This is a genomic window from Streptomyces sp. NPDC031132, assembly GCF_055570595.1.
This window is the reverse complement of record NZ_JBVIGX010000011.1, coordinates 1-19,315: the sequence shown is the minus strand read 5'-3', so window position 1 is coordinate 19,315 and position 19,315 is coordinate 1. Positions and strand designations below refer to the sequence as shown.

General features: G+C 72.0%; 14 protein-coding genes. 7 read left to right on the top strand and 7 right to left on the bottom strand.

Translation table 11 applies throughout. The features are described from left to right. The first annotated feature begins 175 nt into the window (after positions 1-175). Together recD2 and ACZ49B_RS18340 are read left to right on the top strand one after the other, a co-directional pair. Positions 176-2,422: an SF1B family DNA helicase RecD2 gene (recD2, locus tag ACZ49B_RS18345; protein WP_468306804.1), complete on the top strand. Its 2,247-nt coding sequence runs from the start codon at positions 176-178 to the stop codon at positions 2,420-2,422. Between the two features lie 182 nt (positions 2,423-2,604). After that, the gene (locus tag ACZ49B_RS18340; protein ID WP_031145430.1) at positions 2,605-3,894 is read left to right on the top strand and encodes a citrate synthase; all 1,290 of its coding nucleotides are present in this window, start codon (positions 2,605-2,607) and stop codon (positions 3,892-3,894) included. Positions 3,895-4,274: 380 nt separating this feature from the next. Here ACZ49B_RS18340 and ACZ49B_RS18335 read toward each other — a convergent pair whose 3' ends face one another. The 3 genes from ACZ49B_RS18335 to ACZ49B_RS18325 all read right to left on the bottom strand — a co-directional run bounded on the left by ACZ49B_RS18335 (position 4,275) and on the right by ACZ49B_RS18325 (position 7,711). After that, entirely contained in the window at positions 4,275-6,575 is a 2,301-nt protein-coding gene (locus ACZ49B_RS18335; RefSeq protein WP_468306801.1) for a heavy metal translocating P-type ATPase, read from the bottom strand. An 88-nt stretch (positions 6,576-6,663) separates the two neighbouring features. Continuing rightward, positions 6,664-6,900, bottom strand: coding sequence for a heavy-metal-associated domain-containing protein (locus ACZ49B_RS18330; protein WP_053785573.1), 237 nt, complete (start codon positions 6,898-6,900; stop codon positions 6,664-6,666). Between the two features lie 142 nt (positions 6,901-7,042). Next, positions 7,043-7,711 (bottom strand): TetR/AcrR family transcriptional regulator, encoded by a 669-nt coding sequence (locus ACZ49B_RS18325; RefSeq protein WP_468306798.1) that lies wholly within the window; start codon positions 7,709-7,711, stop codon positions 7,043-7,045. Between the two features lie 131 nt (positions 7,712-7,842). On the opposite strand from ACZ49B_RS18325, the gene ACZ49B_RS18320 reads away from it, so the two are divergent. Next, positions 7,843-10,155, top strand: coding sequence for an MMPL family transporter (locus ACZ49B_RS18320; RefSeq protein WP_468306796.1), 2,313 nt, complete (start codon positions 7,843-7,845; stop codon positions 10,153-10,155). A gap of 113 nt (positions 10,156-10,268) precedes the next feature. Here ACZ49B_RS18320 and ACZ49B_RS18315 read toward each other — a convergent pair whose 3' ends face one another. From ACZ49B_RS18315 to ACZ49B_RS18305, 3 genes are all read right to left on the bottom strand, one after another. Then, positions 10,269-10,469 carry a helix-turn-helix transcriptional regulator gene (locus ACZ49B_RS18315; RefSeq protein ID WP_053674774.1) on the bottom strand — a complete coding sequence of 67 codons (201 nt, stop codon included), beginning with the start codon at positions 10,467-10,469 and terminating at the stop codon, positions 10,269-10,271. Between the two features lie 253 nt (positions 10,470-10,722). After that, complete coding sequence (locus ACZ49B_RS18310; protein WP_468306791.1) at positions 10,723-11,733, bottom strand: Gfo/Idh/MocA family protein; 1,011 nt, start codon at positions 11,731-11,733, stop codon at positions 10,723-10,725. A 20-nt stretch (positions 11,734-11,753) separates the two neighbouring features. Then, entirely contained in the window at positions 11,754-12,668 is a 915-nt protein-coding gene (locus tag ACZ49B_RS18305) for a sugar phosphate isomerase/epimerase family protein (protein ID WP_468306788.1), read from the bottom strand. An 80-nt stretch (positions 12,669-12,748) separates the two neighbouring features. On the opposite strand from ACZ49B_RS18305, the gene iolC reads away from it, so the two are divergent. Genes iolC through ACZ49B_RS18285 form a run of 4 tightly spaced genes read left to right on the top strand, consistent with a single transcriptional unit; the run spans position 12,749 to position 17,972 of the window. Next, positions 12,749-13,660, top strand: a complete 912-nt coding sequence (iolC, locus tag ACZ49B_RS18300; RefSeq protein ID WP_468307232.1) for a 5-dehydro-2-deoxygluconokinase — start codon at positions 12,749-12,751, stop codon at positions 13,658-13,660. Between the two features lie 20 nt (positions 13,661-13,680). Beyond that, positions 13,681-14,595, top strand: coding sequence for a 5-deoxy-glucuronate isomerase (gene iolB / locus ACZ49B_RS18295; protein ID WP_468307229.1), 915 nt, complete (start codon positions 13,681-13,683; stop codon positions 14,593-14,595). Continuing rightward, positions 14,592-16,460: a 3D-(3,5/4)-trihydroxycyclohexane-1,2-dione acylhydrolase (decyclizing) gene (gene iolD, locus ACZ49B_RS18290; protein ID WP_468306786.1), complete on the top strand. Its 1,869-nt coding sequence runs from the start codon at positions 14,592-14,594 to the stop codon at positions 16,458-16,460. The genes iolB and iolD overlap by 4 nt, the downstream gene beginning before the upstream one ends. Before the next feature lie 12 nt (positions 16,461-16,472). Next, positions 16,473-17,972: a CoA-acylating methylmalonate-semialdehyde dehydrogenase gene (locus ACZ49B_RS18285; protein WP_468306784.1), complete on the top strand. Its 1,500-nt coding sequence runs from the start codon at positions 16,473-16,475 to the stop codon at positions 17,970-17,972. A gap of 154 nt (positions 17,973-18,126) precedes the next feature. Here the strand turns inward: ACZ49B_RS18285 and ACZ49B_RS18280 are convergent, their stop codons facing one another. After that, positions 18,127-19,161: a WxL protein peptidoglycan domain-containing protein gene (locus ACZ49B_RS18280; RefSeq protein ID WP_468306781.1), complete on the bottom strand. Its 1,035-nt coding sequence runs from the start codon at positions 19,159-19,161 to the stop codon at positions 18,127-18,129. Positions 19,162-19,315 lie beyond the last annotated feature (154 nt).

Genomic DNA, 19,315 nt, shown 5'->3' with positions numbered 1-19,315 from the left:
GCGGGTCGTATGGTGCGTCGGCACTTCCGGGGAGGGATCTGGGGGGATCGGGAAGTCCGACACGGGAGGGGTAACCGTGAGGGGGTCCGGCCGCGAGGCCGGACCCCCTTCTGGGTCGTACCGGGTTGTCCACAGGCGTGACGGGCTGTCGGCGGGGGGCGGTAGTTTCCTTGCCATGGCAACCAACGGGGCGGTGCAACTGGCGGTGGTCGAGGGGGTGCTCGAGCGCATCACCTACGCCAACGAGGAGAGCGGGTACACGGTCGCCCGGGTCGACACCGGCCGCGGCAGCGGGGACCTGCTCACGGTCGTCGGCTCCCTGCTCGGGGCCCAGCCCGGCGAATCGCTGCGCATGGAGGGCCGCTGGGGCTCCCACCCGCAGTACGGCAAGCAGTTCACGGTCGAGAACTACCGCACCGTGCTCCCCGCGACCATCCAGGGCATACGCCGCTACCTCGGCTCCGGCCTGATCAAGGGCATCGGCCCGAAGATCGCCGACCGGATCGTGGAGCACTTCGGCACCGACACCCTCGACGTCATCGAGGCCGAGCCGAAGCGGCTGATCGAGGTGCCCGGGCTCGGCCCCAAGCGGACCAAGCTGATCGGCGCCGCGTGGGAGGAGCAGAAGGCGATCAAGGAGGTCATGGTCTTCCTCCAGGGCGTCGGAGTCTCCACCTCCATCGCGGTCCGGATCTACAAGAAGTACGCCGACGCCTCCATCTCGGTGGTCAAGAACCAGCCGTACCGGCTCGCCGCCGACGTGTGGGGCATCGGCTTCCTCACCGCCGACCGGATCGCCCAGGCCGTCGGCATACCGCACGACAGCCCCGAGCGGGTCAAGGCCGGGCTCCAGTACGCCCTGTCCCAATCCACGGACCAGGGGCACTGCTTCCTGCCCGAGGAGCGGCTGATCGCCGACGGGGTCAAGCTGCTCCAGGTGGACACCGGGCTGGTCATCGAATGCCTGGCCGAGCTCGCCGCCGACCCGGAGGGCGTCGTACGGGAATCCGTGCCGGATCCGCAGGGCGGGCCGGACCCGCTGACCGCGGTGTACCTGGTGCCCTTCCACCGCGCCGAGCTCTCGCTGGTGGGGCAGGTGCGGCGGCTCCTGGGCGCCGAGGACGACCGGATGCCGGGCTTCCAGGACGTGGACTGGGACAAGGCCCTGGGCTGGCTGGCCGGGCGCACCGGGGCCAAGCTGGCCCCCGAGCAGCGGGACGCCGTCAGGCTGGCGCTGACCCACAGAGTGGCCGTCCTCACCGGCGGGCCGGGCTGCGGCAAGTCCTTCACCGTGCGCTCGATCGTGGAGCTGGCCCGTGCCAAGAAGGCCAAGGTGGTGCTGGCCGCGCCCACCGGCCGGGCCGCGAAACGGCTCGCGGAGCTCACCGGGGCCGAGGCCTCCACCGTGCACCGGCTGCTGGAGCTCAGGCCGGGCGGGGATGCGGCGTACGACCGGGAGCGTCCGCTGGACGCGGACCTGGTGGTCGTCGACGAGGCCTCGATGCTGGACCTGCTGCTGGCGAACAAGCTGGTCAAGGCGGTGGCACCGGGCGCGCACCTGCTGCTGGTCGGGGACGTGGACCAGCTGCCCTCGGTCGGCGCCGGGGAGGTGCTGCGGGACCTGTTGGCCGAGGGGGGGCCGGTGCCCGCGGTCCGGCTGACCCGGATCTTCCGGCAGGCCCAGCAGTCGGGTGTGGTCACCAACGCCCACCGGATCAACACGGGACTGCCGCCGCTCACCGACGGGCTGCCGGACTTCTTCCTGTTCCCGGAGGAGGACACCGAGGAGGCCGGGCGGCTCGCCGTGGACGTGGCGGCCCGGAGGATCCCGGCCAGGTTCGGGCTGGACCCGCGCCGCGACATCCAGGTGCTCGCGCCCATGCACCGAGGCCCGGCCGGCGCCGGAAACCTCAACGGCCTGCTCCAGCAGGCCATCACGCCGGCCCGGCCGAACCTGCCCGAGAAGCGGTTCGGCGGCCGGGTCTTCCGGGTCGGCGACAAGGTCACCCAGATCCGGAACAACTACGAGAAGGGCGCCAACGGCGTCTTCAACGGAACGGTCGGCGTGGTCACCGCCCTCGACGTGGACGAACAGCGGCTGACGGTGCGGACGGAGGAGGACGAGGAGGTCGGCTACGAGTTCGCCGAACTGGACGAGCTGGCGCACGCGTACGCCGTCACCATCCACCGCTCCCAGGGGAGTGAATATCCGGCCGTGGTGATCCCGGTCACCACCGGGGCTTGGATGATGCTCCAGCGCAACTTGCTCTACACGGCGGTGACCAGGGCGAAGAAACTCGTCGTGCTGGTCGGGTCCCGCAAGGCCCTCGGCCAGGCTGTGCGTACCGTTTCTGCAGGCAGGAGGTACACGGCGGTCGCGCCCAGGCTGTCCGGACGGATACCGGTGGGAAACATCACCTAAATGATCGATCATTTGGGGTTCCGGCACCGGCGTGGAGGGGGCAGGATGAGCAGGCTGAAGGCACTCAGTGCCGTCAAAAAGACCAAAGGCCGACCCCGAGTGCACTCTCCTGCGCCAAATGGGGGAAGGTAGAGGCAGTCAGGGCACCTCGAAGAAGAGGCACTACGTCGGTGAGGGATGACGTGAGCGACAACTCTGTAGTACTCCGGTACGCGGACGGTGAATACACCTACCCGGTGGTCGAAAGCACCGTCGGTGACCAGGGCTTCGACATCTCGAAGCTGAGGGCCCAGACCGGGCTCGTCACCTTGGACAGCGGATACGGCAACACCGCCGCCTACAAGTCCGCGATCACCTACCTCGACGGTGAGCAGGGAATCCTGCGCTACCGCGGTTACCCGATCGAGCAGCTGGCCGAGCGTTCGACCTTCATCGAGGTCGCGTACCTGCTGATCAACGGTGAGCTGCCGACCGTCGACCAGCTCGCGTCGTTCCGCAACGAGATCACCCAGCACACGCTGCTGCACGAGGACGTCAAGCGGTTCTACGACGGCTTCCCGCGCGACGCGCACCCGATGGCGATGCTGTCGTCCGTGGTCAGCGCGCTGTCCACGTTCTACCAGGACAGCCACAACCCGTTCGACGAGAAGCAGCGCAACCTGTCGACGATCCGGCTGCTGGCCAAGCTGCCGACGATCGCGGCGTACGCGTACAAGAAGTCGGTCGGCCACCCGGTGGTCTACCCGCGCAACGACCTCGGCTACGTCGAGAACTTCCTGCGCATGACCTTCTCCGTGCCGGCCCAGGAGTACGACCTGGACCCGGTCGTGGTCTCGGCGCTCGACAAGCTGCTGATCCTGCACGCGGACCACGAGCAGAACTGCTCGACGTCCACCGTGCGCCTGGTCGGCTCCTCGCAGGCGAACATGTTCGCCTCGATCTCCGCCGGCATCTCGGCCCTGTGGGGTCCGCTGCACGGTGGCGCCAACCAGTCGGTTCTGGAGATGCTCGAGGGCATCAAGAACGACGGCGGCGACGTCGACGCCTTCATCCGCAAGGTGAAGAACAAGGAAGACGGCGTCCGCCTCATGGGCTTCGGGCACCGCGTCTACAAGAGCTTCGACCCCCGGGCGAAGATCATCAAGGCGGCGGCGCACGACGTCCTCTCGGCGCTCGGCAAGAGCGACGAGCTGCTCGACATCGCGCTCAAGCTGGAAGAGCACGCGCTGGCCGACGAGTACTTCGTCTCGCGCAACCTCTACCCGAACGTGGACTTCTACACCGGCCTGATCTACCGGGCCATGGGCTTCCCGACCGAGATGTTCACCGTGCTCTTCGCGCTCGGCCGCCTTCCCGGCTGGATCGCCCAGTGGCACGAGATGATCAAGGAGCCGGGTTCCCGCATCGGCCGTCCGCGCCAGATCTACACCGGCGAGGTCCTGCGCGACTTCGTCCCGGTCGAGGCCCGCTGACCCGAGGTACCTCGAGCAAGCGAAAGCGCCCCGCCGTCGATCCCCCCACGGGTCGACGGTCGGGGCGCTTTCCTTTCCCCGGAACGGATTCCCCCCACGGGATCCGAGCCGGGGCGTCGGCGAGGAGCGCACGCGTGGTGCGCTCCGGTGGGTGTCTGCCGGGACCCGTACGGGTCGGGAGGGCCGCTCAAAGCACCCCGTTGAGCACGCGTCCCGGCCGGCTGATGCCCCGGACGTCCCCCAAGACCCCCGTGAACGTCCCCCAAGACGTTCCCGGCATCGCCCCATTAGACCCACTGCAGTGCCAGATGGTTACGTTGCAATCACTGTGATCTGCGTCTCCTGTGAAGGAAGTGTGCGCGCAGTGGGGAGAAGATCCACTAGCGGAAGGATCGCAACCGGAGGCTGTTGCTCACCACGAAAACGGAGGAGAACGCCATCGCTGCCCCCGCAATCATCGGATTGAGCAGGCCGGCGGCCGCGAGCGGCAAGGCCGCCACGTTGTAGCCGAACGCCCAGAACAGGTTGCCCTTGATCGTGGCCAGGGTCCGCCGGGAGAGCCGGATCGCGTCCGCCGCCACCCGCAGGTCCCCCCGTACGAGGGTCAGGTCGCCCGCCTCGATCGCGGCGTCGGTGCCGGTGCCCATGGCCAGGCCCAGGTCCGCCTGTGCCAGCGCTGCCGCGTCGTTGACCCCGTCGCCCACCATGGCGACCGTACGGCCCTGCGCCTGGAGCCGGCGCACGACGTCCACCTTGTCCTGCGGGAGCACCTCGGCGATCACCTCGTCGATGCCCACCTCGCGGGCCACCGTCTCGGCCACGGCCTTGTTGTCGCCGGTCAGCAGTACGGGGGCCAGGCCCAGCGCCCGCAGCCGGGACACCGCCTCGGCGCTGGTCTCCTTGACCGCGTCGGCCACGGTCAGGACCCCGCGCGCCGCCCCGTCCCAGGCCACCAGGACGGCGGTGCTGCCCGCGGCCTCGGCGGCCGCCCTGGCCTCGGCGAGGCCGGCGGGCAGGGTGATCGACCAGTCGGCCAGCAGGCGTTCGCGGCCCACCAGGACGGCGTGCCCGTCGACCACGCCCTGGACCCCGAGCCCGGCGAGGGCCTCGAAGGACTCCGGTGCCGGCAGGGAGCCGGCCCTCTCGGCGGCGCCGGTGGCGATGGCCCGGGCGATCGGGTGCTCGGAGGCGTGCTCCAGCGAGCCCGCGAGGCGCAGCAGTTCGCGCTCGTCCGTACCCGCGGCGGTGTGCACGCCGGACAGGGTCATCCGGCCGGTGGTGACCGTGCCGGTCTTGTCGAGGACGACCGTGTCGACGCGGCGGGTGGACTCCAGGACCTCGGGGCCCTTGATCAGGATGCCGAGCTGCGCGCCCCGCCCGGTCCCGACCATGAGCGCGGTCGGGGTGGCCAGGCCAAGGGCGCAGGGGCAGGCGATGATCAGGACGGCCACGGCGGCGGTGAAGGCGGCCGTGGGGTTGTCGGTGATCAGCAGCCAGGTGACCCAGGTGCCGAGCGCCAGCACCAGCACGACCGGTACGAAGACCCCGGAGATCCGGTCGGCGAGGCGCTGCACCTCGGCCTTGCCGTTCTGCGCCTCCTCGACGAGCCTGGCCATGCGGGCGAGCTGGGTGTCGGAGCCGATCCGCGCGGCCTCGACGACGAGACGGCCCGAGGTGTTGACGGTGGCGCCGGCGACGGAGTCGTCCACGCCGACCTCGACGGGGACGGACTCGCCGGTCAGCATCGAGGCGTCCACGGCGGAAGCGCCCTCGACGACCGTGCCGTCGGTGGCGATCTTCTCGCCGGGGCGCACGACGAAGCGGTCGCCGACGGCGAGCTGCGCCACGGGGATCCGTACCTCGCTGCCGCCGCGCAGGACGGCGACGTCCTTGGCGCCCAGCTCCAGCAGGGCCTTGAGCGCGGCGCCCGCCTTGCGCTTGGAGCGGGCCTCCAGGTAGCGGCCGAGCAGGATGAAGGTGACGACGCCGGCGGCGACCTCGAGGTAGATCGCGGAGGAGCCGTCCGTACGCGAGATCGTGCCCCCTTGAGCTGTGAAGAGGGCGAAGCCGTGCCGCATGCCCGGCATCCCGGCGTGGCCGAAGAACAGGGCCCACAGCGACCAGGCGAAGGCGGCGAGCGTGCCGACCGAGACCAGGGTGTCCATGGTGGCCGCGCCGTGCCGGGCGTTGGTCCAGGCGGCCTTGTGGAAGGGGAGGCCGCCCCAGACCACGACGGGGGCGGCCAGGGTCAGCGAGAGCCACTGCCAGTTGTCGAACTGGAGGGCAGGGATCATCGAGAGCAGCACGACGGGCAGGGCCAGCACGGCGGAGACCAGCAGTCGCTGGCGCAGCGCGGCCAGTTCGGGGTCGCGGGGGGCCCCGGCCTGCGCGGCCTCGGGGGCCTCTGCTCGCGGTTCCGGTTCCGGCGGCGGGGGTTCCTCGGCCGTGTACCCGGTCTTGACGACGGTCGCGATCAGGTCGGTGACCTGGACTCCGCCGCCGTACGAGACACGGGCCTTCTCGGTGGCGTAGTTCACCGTGGCGGTGACCCCGTCCATCCGGTTCAGCTTCTTCTCGATGCGGGCGGCGCAGGAGGCGCAGGTCATCCCGCCGATGCTCAGCTCGACCTCGGCGGCTCCGGCCGCCGCTATGGGCCCGTCGTGCACTGTGCTGCTGCTCATGTCCGGCTCCAGGGGGAGGGCCGGGTCGTACGGAACCAGTATGAGCTGGCCGGCACGACCCGGCGGGGTACTGCGGAGGAGAGGGTGCTCAGGCGGCTCGGCCGGCGAACTCGTACCCGGCCTCGTCCACGGCGGCGCGGACGTCCTCGTCGGCGAGCGCGGCGGCGGAGACCACGGTGACCTCGCCGGTCGCGGCGACGGCCTTGACCGAGCTGACGCCCGGCAGGGCGGAGATCTCGGTGGTCACCGCGCCCTCGCAGTGCCCGCAGGTCATGCCGGTCACCCGGTAGACGGTGGTGGTCTGGGTGTCCGTCTCGGCGGTCATGTCGTTCTCCTCTTCAAGGGCGTTTCCGGTCGCCGGGGCCGGCGGTTTCGCTTTACCGTCCTCCCGACTCTTGGAGACTATACCCCTAGGGGGTATCAATGCGAGCGTTCGGCGCCACTTCCGGCCCGGTTCCGGATGTACGTCAGTGCGCGCGGGACGACGTGGTCATCGGCTCCAGGTAGCGCAGCAGTACGGTCTTCAGCTCGGCGACGTACGCGGCCCGCTCGGCGCCCTCGCTCGCCAGGATCAGGTCGAGCGACGCCTTGAAGATGCCCAGGATCATGTTGGAGACGTGGGTGATCTCGTCGGGCGTGCCGTCCGGGCAGAAGCTGCGCAGGATGCCCTGGACCCGGGTCAGCAGCCCGGAGTGCAGCTCCTCGTGCTCCTGGGTGATGCCGGGGATGCCGGAGCCGTGCATGAGGGCCCAGAACGCCGGGTTCTCGCAGTTGAAGGCGATGACCGGGTCCAGGACGGCGTCGAGCAGCTCGGGCAGGGGCCTGTCCAGGTTCTCGGGGAGGAAGGCCTGGCCGTGCATCTCGTGGGCGCGCCGGAGCAGCTGGCCGCCCAGCTCGATGGCGATGGCCTCCTTGTTCGGGAAGAACTGGTAGAGCGTGCCCGGCGAGACCTCGGCCTCGCGGGCGATCGCGTTGGTGCTGGCCGCGGCGTAGCCGGTGCGGCAGAACACGCTGGCGGCGGCCGCCAGGAGCTGGGCGATCCGGCGCTCCCCGCGGGCCTGGCGCCGGGGCGCGGCAGCCTTCTTCGTGGCCTTCGGGGCCTTTGTGGCGGTTTCGACCTGCGGCCTCTCCGGCATGTCACGTCCTTTGCTTCCCGTGGGTGATTGACAAACGCGAGAGGGCGCTCGCATTCTTGGAAAACGCGAGCGACTGCTCGTGTTTGCCAGTCTAAGTTGCCTGGCAATCACGGTGAAGGGGACACCGAGTCATGTCCGAAGTCAAAAAACCGCCGTCGCCAGGGGAGAGCGGACGGTGGACCCGGATCGTCACGGCCAGGCCGCGGCTCTCGCTGCTGCTCGCCCTCGTGGTCACGGCACTGGCCGTCCTCGCGGGCGGCGGCGTCGCCGACCGGATGGGCAGCGGCGGCTGGGAGGACCCGGACGCCCGGTCCACCTATGCCGCCAAGGTCCTGGAGCGCGAGTTCCCCGGCTCCCAGCCCAACCTGCTCCTGCTGGTGGACGCCGGCACCGGCACCGGCACCGGCACCGGCACCGGCACCGGGGCCGGCGCGAGGGCGGGGGCGGCCGAGGTGGACGATCCCGCCGTCGCCGCCGAGGCCGAGCGGCTGACCGCGCAACTCGCCTCCGAGCAGGGGGTGGCCGGGGTCGGCTCGTACTGGCGCACGCACCTGCCCGCGCTGCGCTCCGAGGACGGCAGGCAGGCCCTGATCGCCGCCCGGGTGCTCGGCGACGAGAAGACCCGCGCCGCGGTGCTGGAGCGGATCGCCCCGCGCTACCGGGGCGAGCACGGGCCGGTGCAGGTCTCGCTCGGGGGGCCCGTCGCCGTCCAGCGCGAGGTGACCACCACCATCCAGGAGGACCTGCTGCGGGCCGAGGTGATCGCCCTGCCGGTGACCCTCGTCCTGCTCGTCATCGTCTTCGGCAGTGCCGTCGCCGCGCTGCTGCCGCTGGGCGTGGGCATCGTCGCCATCCTCGGCACCAACGCCGTGCTGCGCGGCCTCACCGAGTTCACCGACGTCTCCGTCTTCGCCCAGAACCTGACCACCGCGCTCGGCCTCGGACTCGCCATCGACTACGCCCTGTTCATCGTGCGGAGGTTCCGCGAGGAGCTGGCGGCCGGGCGGGATCCGGTGGCAGCCGTCGGGGCCACGCTGCGGACCGCCGGGCGCACGGTGCTGTTCTCGGCGCTGACCGTGGCCGTCTCGCTCTCGGCGATGCTGTTCTTCCCGATGTACTTCCTGCGGTCCTTCGCCTACTCCGGGGTCGCGGTGGTCCTGCTCGCGGCGGCCGCCGCCCTGATCCTGCTGCCGGCGGCGCTGGTGCTGCTCGGGGAGCGGGTCAACTCCCTCGACATGCGGCGGCTGTGGCGGCGCAGGCGCGGACGGGCCGCTGCGGGGGCGCCGGGCACGAACGCCGAGGCCGGTCGGGGCTGGGCGCGGGCGACCGCGCTGGTGATGCGCCGGGCCCCCGTGTTCGCCATCGCCACCACGGCCGGGCTGCTCCTCCTCGGACTGCCCTTCCTCGGGGTGAAGTTCGGCACCGTGGACGACCGGCAGCTGCCGGAGACCGCCTCGTCCCACTTGGTCCAGCAGCAGATCCGCGACGGCTTCCCGGGCAGCCCCGGCGCCGGGCTGACCGTGCTGGCCGAGGGCGCGGCCGGTCCCGCGGACCTCGCCGCCTACCGGGACCGGCTGGCGGCGCTGCCCGGGGTGCGGGTGGCCGGGCCGGTGAGCTCCGAGGCCCGGCCGGGGTACGCGTACTTCTCGGTGGCCACCGAGGGCGAGGCGGTGGGGCAGCGGGCCCAGGACCTCGTCGGCGAGGTGCGCAAGGTGGACGCGCCCTTCGACACCTCGGTGACAGGGCAGGCGGCGGTGCTCGTGGACGCCCAGAAGGCGATAGCGCAGAAGCTGCCCGCCGCCCTGGCGCTGGTGGTCCTGGCCACGCTGCTGCTGGTCTTCCTGCTCACCGGGAGCGTGCTGATACCCGTCCAGGCGGTGCTGCTCAACGCGCTGAGCCTGACGGCGATGTTCGGGGCGGTGGTGTGGGTCTTCCAGGACGGAAACCTGTCCGGACTGCTCTCCTTCACCTCCACCGGGGACATCGAGACCACCCTGCCCGTCCTGATGTTCTGCATCGCCTTCGGACTCTCCATGGACTACGGGGTGTTCCTCATATCCCGCATCAAGGAGGAGTACGAGCGGACCGGGGACCACGAGGGGGCGGTCCGCACCGGACTGGTCCGCACGGGCGGGCTGATCACCGCGGCGGCCGTGATCCTGGCGGTGGTCATGGTGGCCATCGGCAGCTCCCGGGTGACCAACACCAAGATGCTGGGGCTCGGGATCGCACTGGCCGTGCTGATGGACGCACTGGTCGTACGGAGCCTCCTGGTTCCGGCGGTCATGAAGCTGACGGGGAAGGCCACCTGGTGGGCGCCGGGCCCGCTGCGGCGACTGCACGACCGGTTCGGGCTGAGCGAGGGGGAGTCCGAGCCGGGAGCGCTGCCGCAGGTGCCGGGGGAGGCACCGGAGCCGGACCGGATACCCGCGGGAAGCCGCTAGGGGGCGATGGGGGCCGGTGGGGGGCCGGTGGGGGGAGCCGCCGCGGCTGGGGGCGGCTCCCCCCTGTGGACGGGGCCCCGGCGGTCCCGTCCGCAGGGCCCCGAGCGTGGGGGTCAGTCCTCGCGGCGGCCCCGGTTGCCGGGGCGGCGGGCCACCCAGGCGCGGATGGTGTCGGCGTACCAGTAGGGCTTGCCGCCTTCCACGTGGTCGGGAGCGGGGAGCAGGCCGTGCTTGCGGTACGAGCGCACCGTGTCCGGCTGGACCCGGATGTGGGCGGCGATCTCCTTGTACGACCACAGCTGTCGGTCGCTCATCGACGACACCTCCTTGTCCACGCCGCGGGGCCGGCCTGGAGGCCGTCGGGGGAGCCGACGCGTGGACACAGACGATCAGTCAGGTTGTGCCCGGACAACGACGGAGGGTGAAGGCGGGGGAGGGGCTGTTGAGTTGCTGTGACGGAAAACCCGCGTCATGCGGATATACGTGACACAAGGGCGACGCCTGTGACAGATGCGGCACAACGGATAGGAGGCGAGCGGCGAACGGGGAGCGGGGCGGGAGGGCGGCTCAGCGGTACAGGGCCGGCCGTTCCACCAGCTCCACCGGGGTCCGTACGCCGCTGTGCGCGGCAGTGAGCCCCGCTGCGGAGACCGCGGCCGCCGCGTAGCCGTCCCAGGCATCGGGCCCGGCCACCCGACCCTGCGCGGCCGCGGCCACCCAGCGCCGCAGCTGGCGGTCGTACGCGTCGGCGAAGCGCACGGTGAAGTCCTGCGGGATCTCCCCGTAGCTGCGGCCCGCGGACCGGACGACCATCGCCTGCCCCTCGCCGATCTGGGCGCTGCCCGCCTCGCCGACCGCCTCGCAGCGCACCTCGTAGCCGAAGCCACAGTTGACGAAGATCTCCACGTCCACGATCGCCCCGCCCGAGGTCTCCAGCAGCACCAGCCGGGGGTCGCGCAGCCCCTCGGGGGCCGCCGCGGTGGGCGCCGGGGAGAGCACGGACACCGCCGTGATCTCCTGCCCGAGCAGCCAGCGCGCCGCGTCGACCTCGTGCACGACGGAGTCGCTGATCAGCATGTCGCTGGTGAAGAACGACGGCGAGGAGGCATTGCGGTGCCGGCAGTGCAGGAACAGCGGTCGGCCGATCCCGCCCGCGTCCAGCAGCTCCTTGAGCCGCTCGTACTCCGCGTCGAACCGCCGCATGAACCCCACCTGCACCAGGCGCCGGCCCAGCCGCTGCTCGGCCTCCATCACCCGCAGCGCCCCCGCCGGATCCGGGGTCAGCGGCTTCTCGCACAGCACCGGCAGCTCCCGCTCCAGGGCCTGCAGGATCGCCTCCTCGTGGGCGGGCCCCGGAGAAGCGATCAGCACGGCCTGCACCCCGGGTGCGGCTATCGCCGCCGCCGGATCCGTGTGCGCGCTCGCGCCGTCCAGCCCCGCCGCGACCGCCTTGACCCGGTCGCCGTCCGGGTCGGCCACGGCCACCACCCGGGCCCCGCCCACCGTCCGCCCGATCCGGCGGACGTGGTCGGCGCCCATCTTCCCCGTCCCGATGACGGCGATGCCCAGCGTGCTCATGTTCGTATCCCTCCAAATGGTCAGCGGGCGCCGCAGGAGCGCAGGTAGGCGCGGGTGCGGCGGGCGATCGGCAGCGGCCGGTCGGGCGGGCACGGGTACATGTCCTGCTCCACGATCGCGAAGAGGTCCACGCCGAGCCGCTGGGCGGCCGCGAGTACGGGTTCCAGTGCGGGCACCCCGGACGGCGGCTCGCACATCACCCCGCGGGCCACGGCCGGTCCGAAGGGCAGTTGTTCCGCGACGACTTCGGCGAGGATCCGCGGGTCTACCTGCTTGAGGTGGAGGTAGCCGATCCGCTCGGCGAACGTCTCGACGGCCTGGACGCTGTCGCCGCCGCAGTAGGCGTAGTGCCCGGTGTCCAGGCACAGGGAGACCAGGTCCGGATCGGTGGCGTCCAGGAAACGGGCCACGTTCTCCGGGGTGTCGATGTGCGTGTCCGCATGCGGATGGACGACGATCCGCAGCCCGTACCGGTCCTGCACCTCCCGGCCCAGGCGCTCGGTCTGCGTGGCCAGTTCACGCCATTGCGCGGGCGTGAGCGTGCGGTCCTCCAGCACCTCGCCGGTCTTGTCGTCCCGCCAGAACGAGGGAATGACGACGAGGTGGCCCGCGCCCGTGGCCTGCGTGAGCGCCGCGATCCGCGACACGTGCTCCCAGGTGTCCGCCCAGACGGCGGGCCCGTGATGGAGTCCCGTGAAGACGGTGCCGGCGCTGACGCGCAGGCCCCGTTTGGCGGTCTCCTCGGCAAGGCGGGCGGGGTCGGTGGGGAGATAGCCGTACGGGCCGAGCTCGATCCACTCGTATCCGGAGTCGGCGACCTCGTCGAGGAACCGGTCCCACGGGGTCTGCAGGGGATCGTCGGGGAACCAGACACCCCAGGAGTCCGGAGCCGAACCGATGCGGATACGGGTCAACGCGGGCGGGGAGGACGTCATGACGGCCACCTTAGGGTGCAAGACGACTGGGAGGACTGCCTGTGACCACCGCGGACGATGTCGCGTTCGACCTGATCACGATGGGGCGCATCGGGGTGGATCTCTACCCGCTGAGAACGGGCGTACCGCTGGCGGAGGCGGACACCTTCGGGAAGTTCCTGGGCGGCTCGCCCACCAACGTCGCCGTCGCGGCGGCCCGGCTGGGCCGTCGGGTGGCGGTGATCACCAAGACCGGAGCGGATCCCTTCGGGGCCTACCTGCGGGCCGAACTGCGCGGGTTCGGGGTGGACGACCGGTGGGTGGGGGAGGCGGCGCGCTATCCGACCCCGATCACGTTCTGCGAGATCTTCCCGCCGGACGATTTCCCCCTCTACTTCTACCGGCTGCCGAAGGCCCCCGACCTGGAGATCGAACCGGCCGAGCTGGACCTGGCGGCGGTGCGGGCCGCCCGGGTGTTCTGGATGACGGGGACCGGCCTGAGCGTGCAGCCGAGCCGTTCCGCCACCCTGGCCGCGCTGGAAGCCCGCGCGAAATCCGGGATCACGGTCTTCGACCTCGACTGGAGGCCGATGCTGTGGGAGGGCGAACCGGGGGACGCGTACGCGCAGGCGCTCGGCCTCGCCACGGTGGCGGTCGGCAACGCGCAGGAGTGCGCGATCGCGACGGGCGAGTCCGAACCGCGGGCCGCGGCCCGGGCGCTGCTGGCGGCCGGGGTGGAACTGGCGGTGGTGAAACGGGGACCGGACGGGGTACTGGCGATGCGGCGGGACGGAACGGTGGTGGAGGCCGCGCCGGTGCCGGTGGAGGTGGTGAACGGGCTGGGCGCGGGGGACGCGTTCGGCGGGGCGCTGTGCCACGGGCTGCTGGCGGGCTGGGACTTGGCGCGGGTGATCCGATACGCCAATGCAGCGGGGGCGATCGTGGCGTCACGGCTGGCGTGCTCGGTGGCGATGCCGTACGCGAAGGAAGTGGAGGAGGTGCTGGAGCCGTGACGGTGACTGCGTCGCACGAGATGGCGTTCACCGCGCTGCGGGTACTGGAGCTCGCGCCGGGCGAGCGGTACGCGCACGCGTGCGGGGACCACGAGTGGATCGTCCTCCCGCTGGCCGGCAGCTGCACGATCCGCTGCGCGGAGCCTGTCCCCGCCCCGCCGGCGGTTGAGGCGCCGGGTCCGGGGCAGAGCCCCGGTTTCGGGAAGGGGCGGGGTGGGGGAGGGACTCCCGGAGGGCCACCGGCCTCGGTGTTCGAACTGCGCGGGCGGGACAATGTGTTCAGCGGGCCGACCGACTTCGCGTACCTGCCCCGGGACGGGAACGGCGAGATCGGGTCCTCCGTCGGAGGGCGCTTCGCGCTGGTCGGGGCGCGGTGCGAGACCGTGCTGCCCGCCCGGTACGGGCCCGCCCGGGACGTTCCGGTGGAGATCCGCGGCGCCGGCCAGTGCTCCCGGCAGGTCAACAACTTCGCCGCCGCCGGCGTCTTCGACTGCGACCGCCTCATCGCCGTCGAGGTCCTCACCCCCGGCGGGAACTGGTCCTCGTACCCGCCCCACAAGCACGACGAGTTCCACCCCGGCCAGGAGTCCCGCCTTGAGGAGATCTACTACTTCGAGATCGCCCCGCACGGGGACACCCCCGGCCTCGGCTACCAGCGTGTCACCCCCTCCCCCGCGGGGAAGACCGACATCCTCACGGAGGTGAGGACCGGCGACGCGGTGCTCATCCCGGACGGCTGGCACGGGCCGTCCATCGCCGCGCCCGGGCACGACATGTACTACCTCAACGTCATGGCCGGGCCTCCGGGCCAGCCCCGGGAGTGGCTGATCCGCGACCACCCCGACCACGGCTGGATCCGGGACACCTGGACCGGCCAGGACACCGACCCCCGGCTGCCACTCCACCGACACCGAGCGGAGGACGAGACCCCATGAGGCTCACCGTCGCCCAGGCCCTCGTACGGTTCCTGGCCGCCCAGTACACCGAGCGCGACGGCCGCCGCGAGCGGCTGATCGCCGCCACCTGGGGGATCTTCGGGCACGGGAACGTCGCCGGCATCGGCCAGGCCCTCCTCGAGAGCGGCCCGCGGGAGATGCCCTTCCTCCAGGGGCGCAACGAGCAGGCCATGGTGCACGCCGCCGTCGGGTACGCCCGGCAGCGCGGGCGGCTCTCGGCCCACGCCGTCACCACCTCGATCGGGCCCGGCGCCACCAATCTGGTCACCGGGGCCGCCCTCGCCACCATCAACCGGATCCCCGTCCTCCTCCTGCCCGGCGACACCTTCGCCACCCGGCCCGCCGATCCCGTGCTGCAGCAGCTCGAGGTGCCCTACGCGGGGGACGTCTCCGTCAACGACACCCTGCGGCCCGTCTCCCGTCACTTCGACCGGATCACCCGGCCCGAGGCCCTGATCCCGGCCGCCCTGCAGGCCATGCGGGTGCTCACCGACCCCGTCCAGACCGGCGCGGTCACCCTGGCGCTGCCGCAGGACGTGCAGAGCGAGGCGTACGCGTGGCCGCCCGAGTTCTTCGCCGAGCGCGTGTGGGGCGTGCGCCGGCCCCGGCCCGACCGGGACGAGCTCGCGCAGGCCGCCGCGGCCGTACGGGGCTCCGCGCGCCCGCTGATCGTCGCCGGCGGCGGGATCCGGCACAGCGCGGCCCAGGCCGCACTGGCGGAGTTCGCCGAGGCGACCGGGATCCCGGTGGCCTCCACGCAGGCGGGCAAGGGGGCGCTCCCCTACGACCACCCCGCCGACGTCGGCGGCATCGGGCACACCGGGACCGCCACCGCCGACGAGCTGGCCCGCGGCGCCGACCTGATCATCGCCGCCGGGACCCGGCTCACCGACTTCACCACCGCCTCGGCGACCCTGTTCCAGAACCCCGCCGTCCGCTTCCTCGGGCTCAACCTCGACCCGTACGACGCCCACAAGCTCGCCGCCCGGCCGCTGGTCTGCGATGCGAGGGTCGGCCTGGAAGACCTCCGGGACGCGGCTGCCGGGTACCGCGTGGACCCCGCGTACGAGACGGCGTACAAAGAAAAGAAACGTAGCTGGGAGCAGCTGGTCGACCGGGCCTGCGCGGCCCCGGACGAGGACGCCGCCCCGACGCAGGCCCAGGTGCTCGGGCTGCTCGACGCCTTGGTCGGCCCCGACGACATCCTGATCAACGCCGCCGGCTCCCTGCCCGGTGACCTGCACAAGCTGTGGCGGGCCCGCTCGGTCGACCAGTACCACGTGGAGTACGGGTACTCCTGCATGGGCTACGAGATCCCGGCGGCGATCGGCGTCGCGCTCGCCGCCCCCGGCCGCCCCGTGTGGGCGCTGGTCGGCGACGGGACGTACCTGATGAACCCGACCGAGATCGTCACGGCCGTGCAGGAGGGCATCCCGATCAAGGTGGTGATCCTCGACAACCACGGCTACGCCTCCATCGGCGGCCTCTCCGGTGCCGTGGGCGGGGAGGGCTTCGGGACGGCGTACCGCTTCCGGGCGGACGACGGTGCGTACACCGGAGCGCCCCTGCCGGTGGACCTCGCGGCCAACGCAGCCTCCCTCGGGATGGCCGTGATCCGCACCCGCACCATCGGTGACCTGCGGAAAGCCCTCGCGGAAGCGCGTGAGGCGGACCGACCCACATGTGTCTACGCACAGACCCGAACACCCGACACTGTGTCGGGCCCGCCCCCGGCACAGGCGTGGTGGGATGTTCCTGTGGCCGAGACCGCGACCCGTGCGTCCGCGAACGCGGCCCGCGAAGAGTACGACCGGCAAGCCGCGCAGCGACGTCGCCATCTGTGAAGGAGCAAGGCAATGAAGACCGTCAACCACTGGATCGGTGGCAAGACCGTCGAGGGCGCGTCGGGCAACTACGGCCCGGTCACCGACCCGGCCACCGGCGAGGTCACCACGCAGGTCGCCCTGGCGTCGGCCGAAGAGGTCGACGCGGCCGTACGGGTCGCCCGGGAGGCCTTCCAGACCTGGGGCCAGTCCTCGCTGGCCGCCCGCACCAAGGTGCTGTTCGCCTACCGCGCCCTGCTGGACGCCAACCGCGACCTCATCGCCGAGCTGATCACCGCCGAGCACGGCAAGGTCCACTCGGACGCGCTGGGCGAGGTCGCGCGCGGCCTGGAGATCGTCGAGCTGGCCTGCGGGATCACCACGCAGCTCAAGGGCGAGCTGTCGACCTCCGTCTCCAACCGGGTCGACGTCTCCTCGATCCGCCAGCCGCTCGGCGTGGTCGCGGGCATCACCCCGTTCAACTTCCCGGCGATGGTGCCGATGTGGATGTTCCCGCTGGCCGTGGCCTGCGGAAACACCTTCATCCTCAAGCCGAGCGAGAAGGACCCGTCGGCCGCCAACAAGCTGGCCGAGCTGGCGTCCGAGGCCGGCCTGCCGGCCGGTGTGCTCAACGTCGTCCACGGTGACAAGGTCGCCGTCGACGCGCTGCTCGCCCACCCGGGCATCGCGGCCGTCTCCTTCGTCGGCTCCACGCCGATCGCCCGCCACATCCACACCACGGCTTCCGCGAACGGCAAGCGGGTCCAGGCGCTGGGCGGCGCCAAGAACCACATGCTGGTGCTGCCGGACGCCGACCTGGACGCGGCCGCCGACGCGGCGGTCTCGGCCGCCTACGGCTCGGCGGGCGAGCGCTGCATGGCGATCTCGGCGGTCGTCGCCGTCGGCTCCATCGGCGACGAGCTGGTCGAGAAGATCCGCGAGCGCGCCGAGAAGATCAAGATCGGCCCGGGCAACGACCCGACCTCCGAGATGGGCCCGCTGATCACCGCCGCCCACCGCGACAAGGTCGCCTCGTACGTGAAGGGCGCGGCCGACCAGGGCGCGGACGTGGTCCTGGACGGTACGGGTTACACGGTCGGCGGCTTCGAGAAGGGCCACTGGATCGGCCTGTCGCTGCTGGACAACGTGAAGACCGACTCGGACGCCTACCGCGACGAGATCTTCGGGCCGGTGCTGTGCGTGCTGCGCGCCGAGACCTACGAGGAGGGCGTGGCACTGATCAACGCCTCGCCGTTCGGCAACGGCACCGCGATCTTCACCCGTGACGGCGGCGCGGCCCGCCGCTTCCAGCTGGAGATCGAGGCGGGCATGGTCGGCGTCAACGTGCCGATCCCGGTGCCGGTGGGCTACCACTCCTTCGGCGGCTGGAAGGACTCGCTCTTCGGCGACCACCACATCTACGGGAACGACGGCATCCACTTCTACACCCGCGGCAAGGTCGTCACGACCCGCTGGCCGGACCCGTCCGAGGCCCCGGCGGGCGTGGACCTGGGCTTCCCCCGCAACCACTGACGGCGACCGCGCGCCGCAGGGCGCGTAGGACCGCAGGACCCGCTCGCCCCCCGCACCCCTCCCGCGGGGGGCGAGCTCCGTTTCCGATCCGGTGCCCGGTCGCTCGGCCCAGTGCGGAGGCCGGATGCCGTCACCGGGGGGACGCCCTTGCCCGTCAGTGCGTTGCCGCCAAGTCCGGTGCGGGTTCGGCCTGTTCCGCAGGGGACCGGCGGCGGCGCCGAAGCACCCAGGCGGTGAGCGCGGCGCCCGCCAGGACCAGCAGGGCGCCGGCGGCGGGCCACGGCACGGCGACGAACTCCGCCTCGGATGCCGAGGCGAGGTCCGGATAGGCGCTCGCCCCCGCCGAGATCCGTACGGTGACCCAGTCCGACTGCGGCGCGTCCGCCCACGGTTCGGTCAGCTCGATCCGCTGGCCGGGCAGCAGCACCAGCTTCAGCTCGCGGGCCGGCCGGTCGAGCACCGTGCGGCCGAACAGCCCCTCGGCGGACACCGCCACCTTGGGCTCGACGACCACGTTGCCCCGGTTGACCAGCGTGTACGAGACCGTGGCGCGGGCTTCCTTGACCCACGGCAGAAGCGGCGCGGACCGGCTGACCTTCACGTTCTCCACGCTCAGCCCCGGTGTCACCGGCCCCGGCACCCGGAAGTACAGCCGTGAGCCGACCTGCCGCTTCACCCCGACCTGGACCTTGCCCTCCTGCCGGATGCCCTCCACGGCGGTGTTGAGGGCGACGATCCCGCCGACGTGGTCGCCGGGCGTCGCGTCCTCGGGCACCTTCACCGTGAACGGGATGTCCTTGCGGCCCTTGGGCGGCACGGTCACGGGCGTCGCCGTCTCGGGCGGCAGCGCCATCCACGTGCCCACGTCCTTGGGCTTCCGGTCTACCGGCAGCAGGGCGAAGGCGCCGCCGGCCGGGGTGTTCACGGCGTCGGTGGCGAAGATCTGGAAGGTCAGCTCCTTGTCGGAGGAGTTCAGGATCGTCACGCTGTCGCCGACGGTGGTCCCGGCCGCCCCCTGGTGGAAGAAGTACGCGCGGTCGGTCATCGCGGCGCCCGCCGGGGGAGTCGGGAACACCCCCCAGGTGCCGTTGTCCGCGGCCGTCGCCGTCGCGGCGGGCAGGAGCAGGCCCGCGACCAGCAGCAACAGCGCGAGGAGCGGACCGTACGAAACAGAGACGCGGCGGCGCATGGGCGGTTCTCCAGTCGGCGCGGGGAGCGGGGAGGCGGGGAGGCGAGGAGCGGGGCTGGAGCGGAAGGCGAAGGGGTGGGGGGGGGGGGGGGGGGGGGGGGGGGGGGAGGGGGAGGGGGTGGGGGGGGGGGTGGGGGGGGGGAGGAGGGGGAGG

Coding starts and splice junctions, on each gene's coding strand:
- ACZ49B_RS18285 (WP_468306784.1), top strand. CDS start 16,473: ATGAAGACCGTCAACCACTGGATCGGTGGCAAGACCGTCGAGGGCGCG.
- ACZ49B_RS18315 (WP_053674774.1), bottom strand. CDS start 10,469: ATGAGCGACCGACAGCTGTGGTCGTACAAGGAGATCGCCGCCCACATC.
- ACZ49B_RS18320 (WP_468306796.1), top strand. CDS start 7,843: ATGTCCGAAGTCAAAAAACCGCCGTCGCCAGGGGAGAGCGGACGGTGG.
- ACZ49B_RS18310 (WP_468306791.1), bottom strand. CDS start 11,733: ATGAGCACGCTGGGCATCGCCGTCATCGGGACGGGGAAGATGGGCGCC.
- ACZ49B_RS18335 (WP_468306801.1), bottom strand. CDS start 6,575: ATGAGCAGCAGCACAGTGCACGACGGGCCCATAGCGGCGGCCGGAGCC.
- ACZ49B_RS18330 (WP_053785573.1), bottom strand. CDS start 6,900: ATGACCGCCGAGACGGACACCCAGACCACCACCGTCTACCGGGTGACC.
- iolB (WP_468307229.1), top strand. CDS start 13,681: ATGGCGTTCACCGCGCTGCGGGTACTGGAGCTCGCGCCGGGCGAGCGG.
- ACZ49B_RS18325 (WP_468306798.1), bottom strand. CDS start 7,711: ATGCCGGAGAGGCCGCAGGTCGAAACCGCCACAAAGGCCCCGAAGGCC.
- iolC (WP_468307232.1), top strand. CDS start 12,749: ATGGGGCGCATCGGGGTGGATCTCTACCCGCTGAGAACGGGCGTACCG.
- iolD (WP_468306786.1), top strand. CDS start 14,592: ATGAGGCTCACCGTCGCCCAGGCCCTCGTACGGTTCCTGGCCGCCCAG.
- ACZ49B_RS18280 (WP_468306781.1), bottom strand. CDS start 19,161: ATGCGCCGCCGCGTCTCTGTTTCGTACGGTCCGCTCCTCGCGCTGTTG.
- recD2 (WP_468306804.1), top strand. CDS start 176: ATGGCAACCAACGGGGCGGTGCAACTGGCGGTGGTCGAGGGGGTGCTC.
- ACZ49B_RS18305 (WP_468306788.1), bottom strand. CDS start 12,668: ATGACGTCCTCCCCGCCCGCGTTGACCCGTATCCGCATCGGTTCGGCT.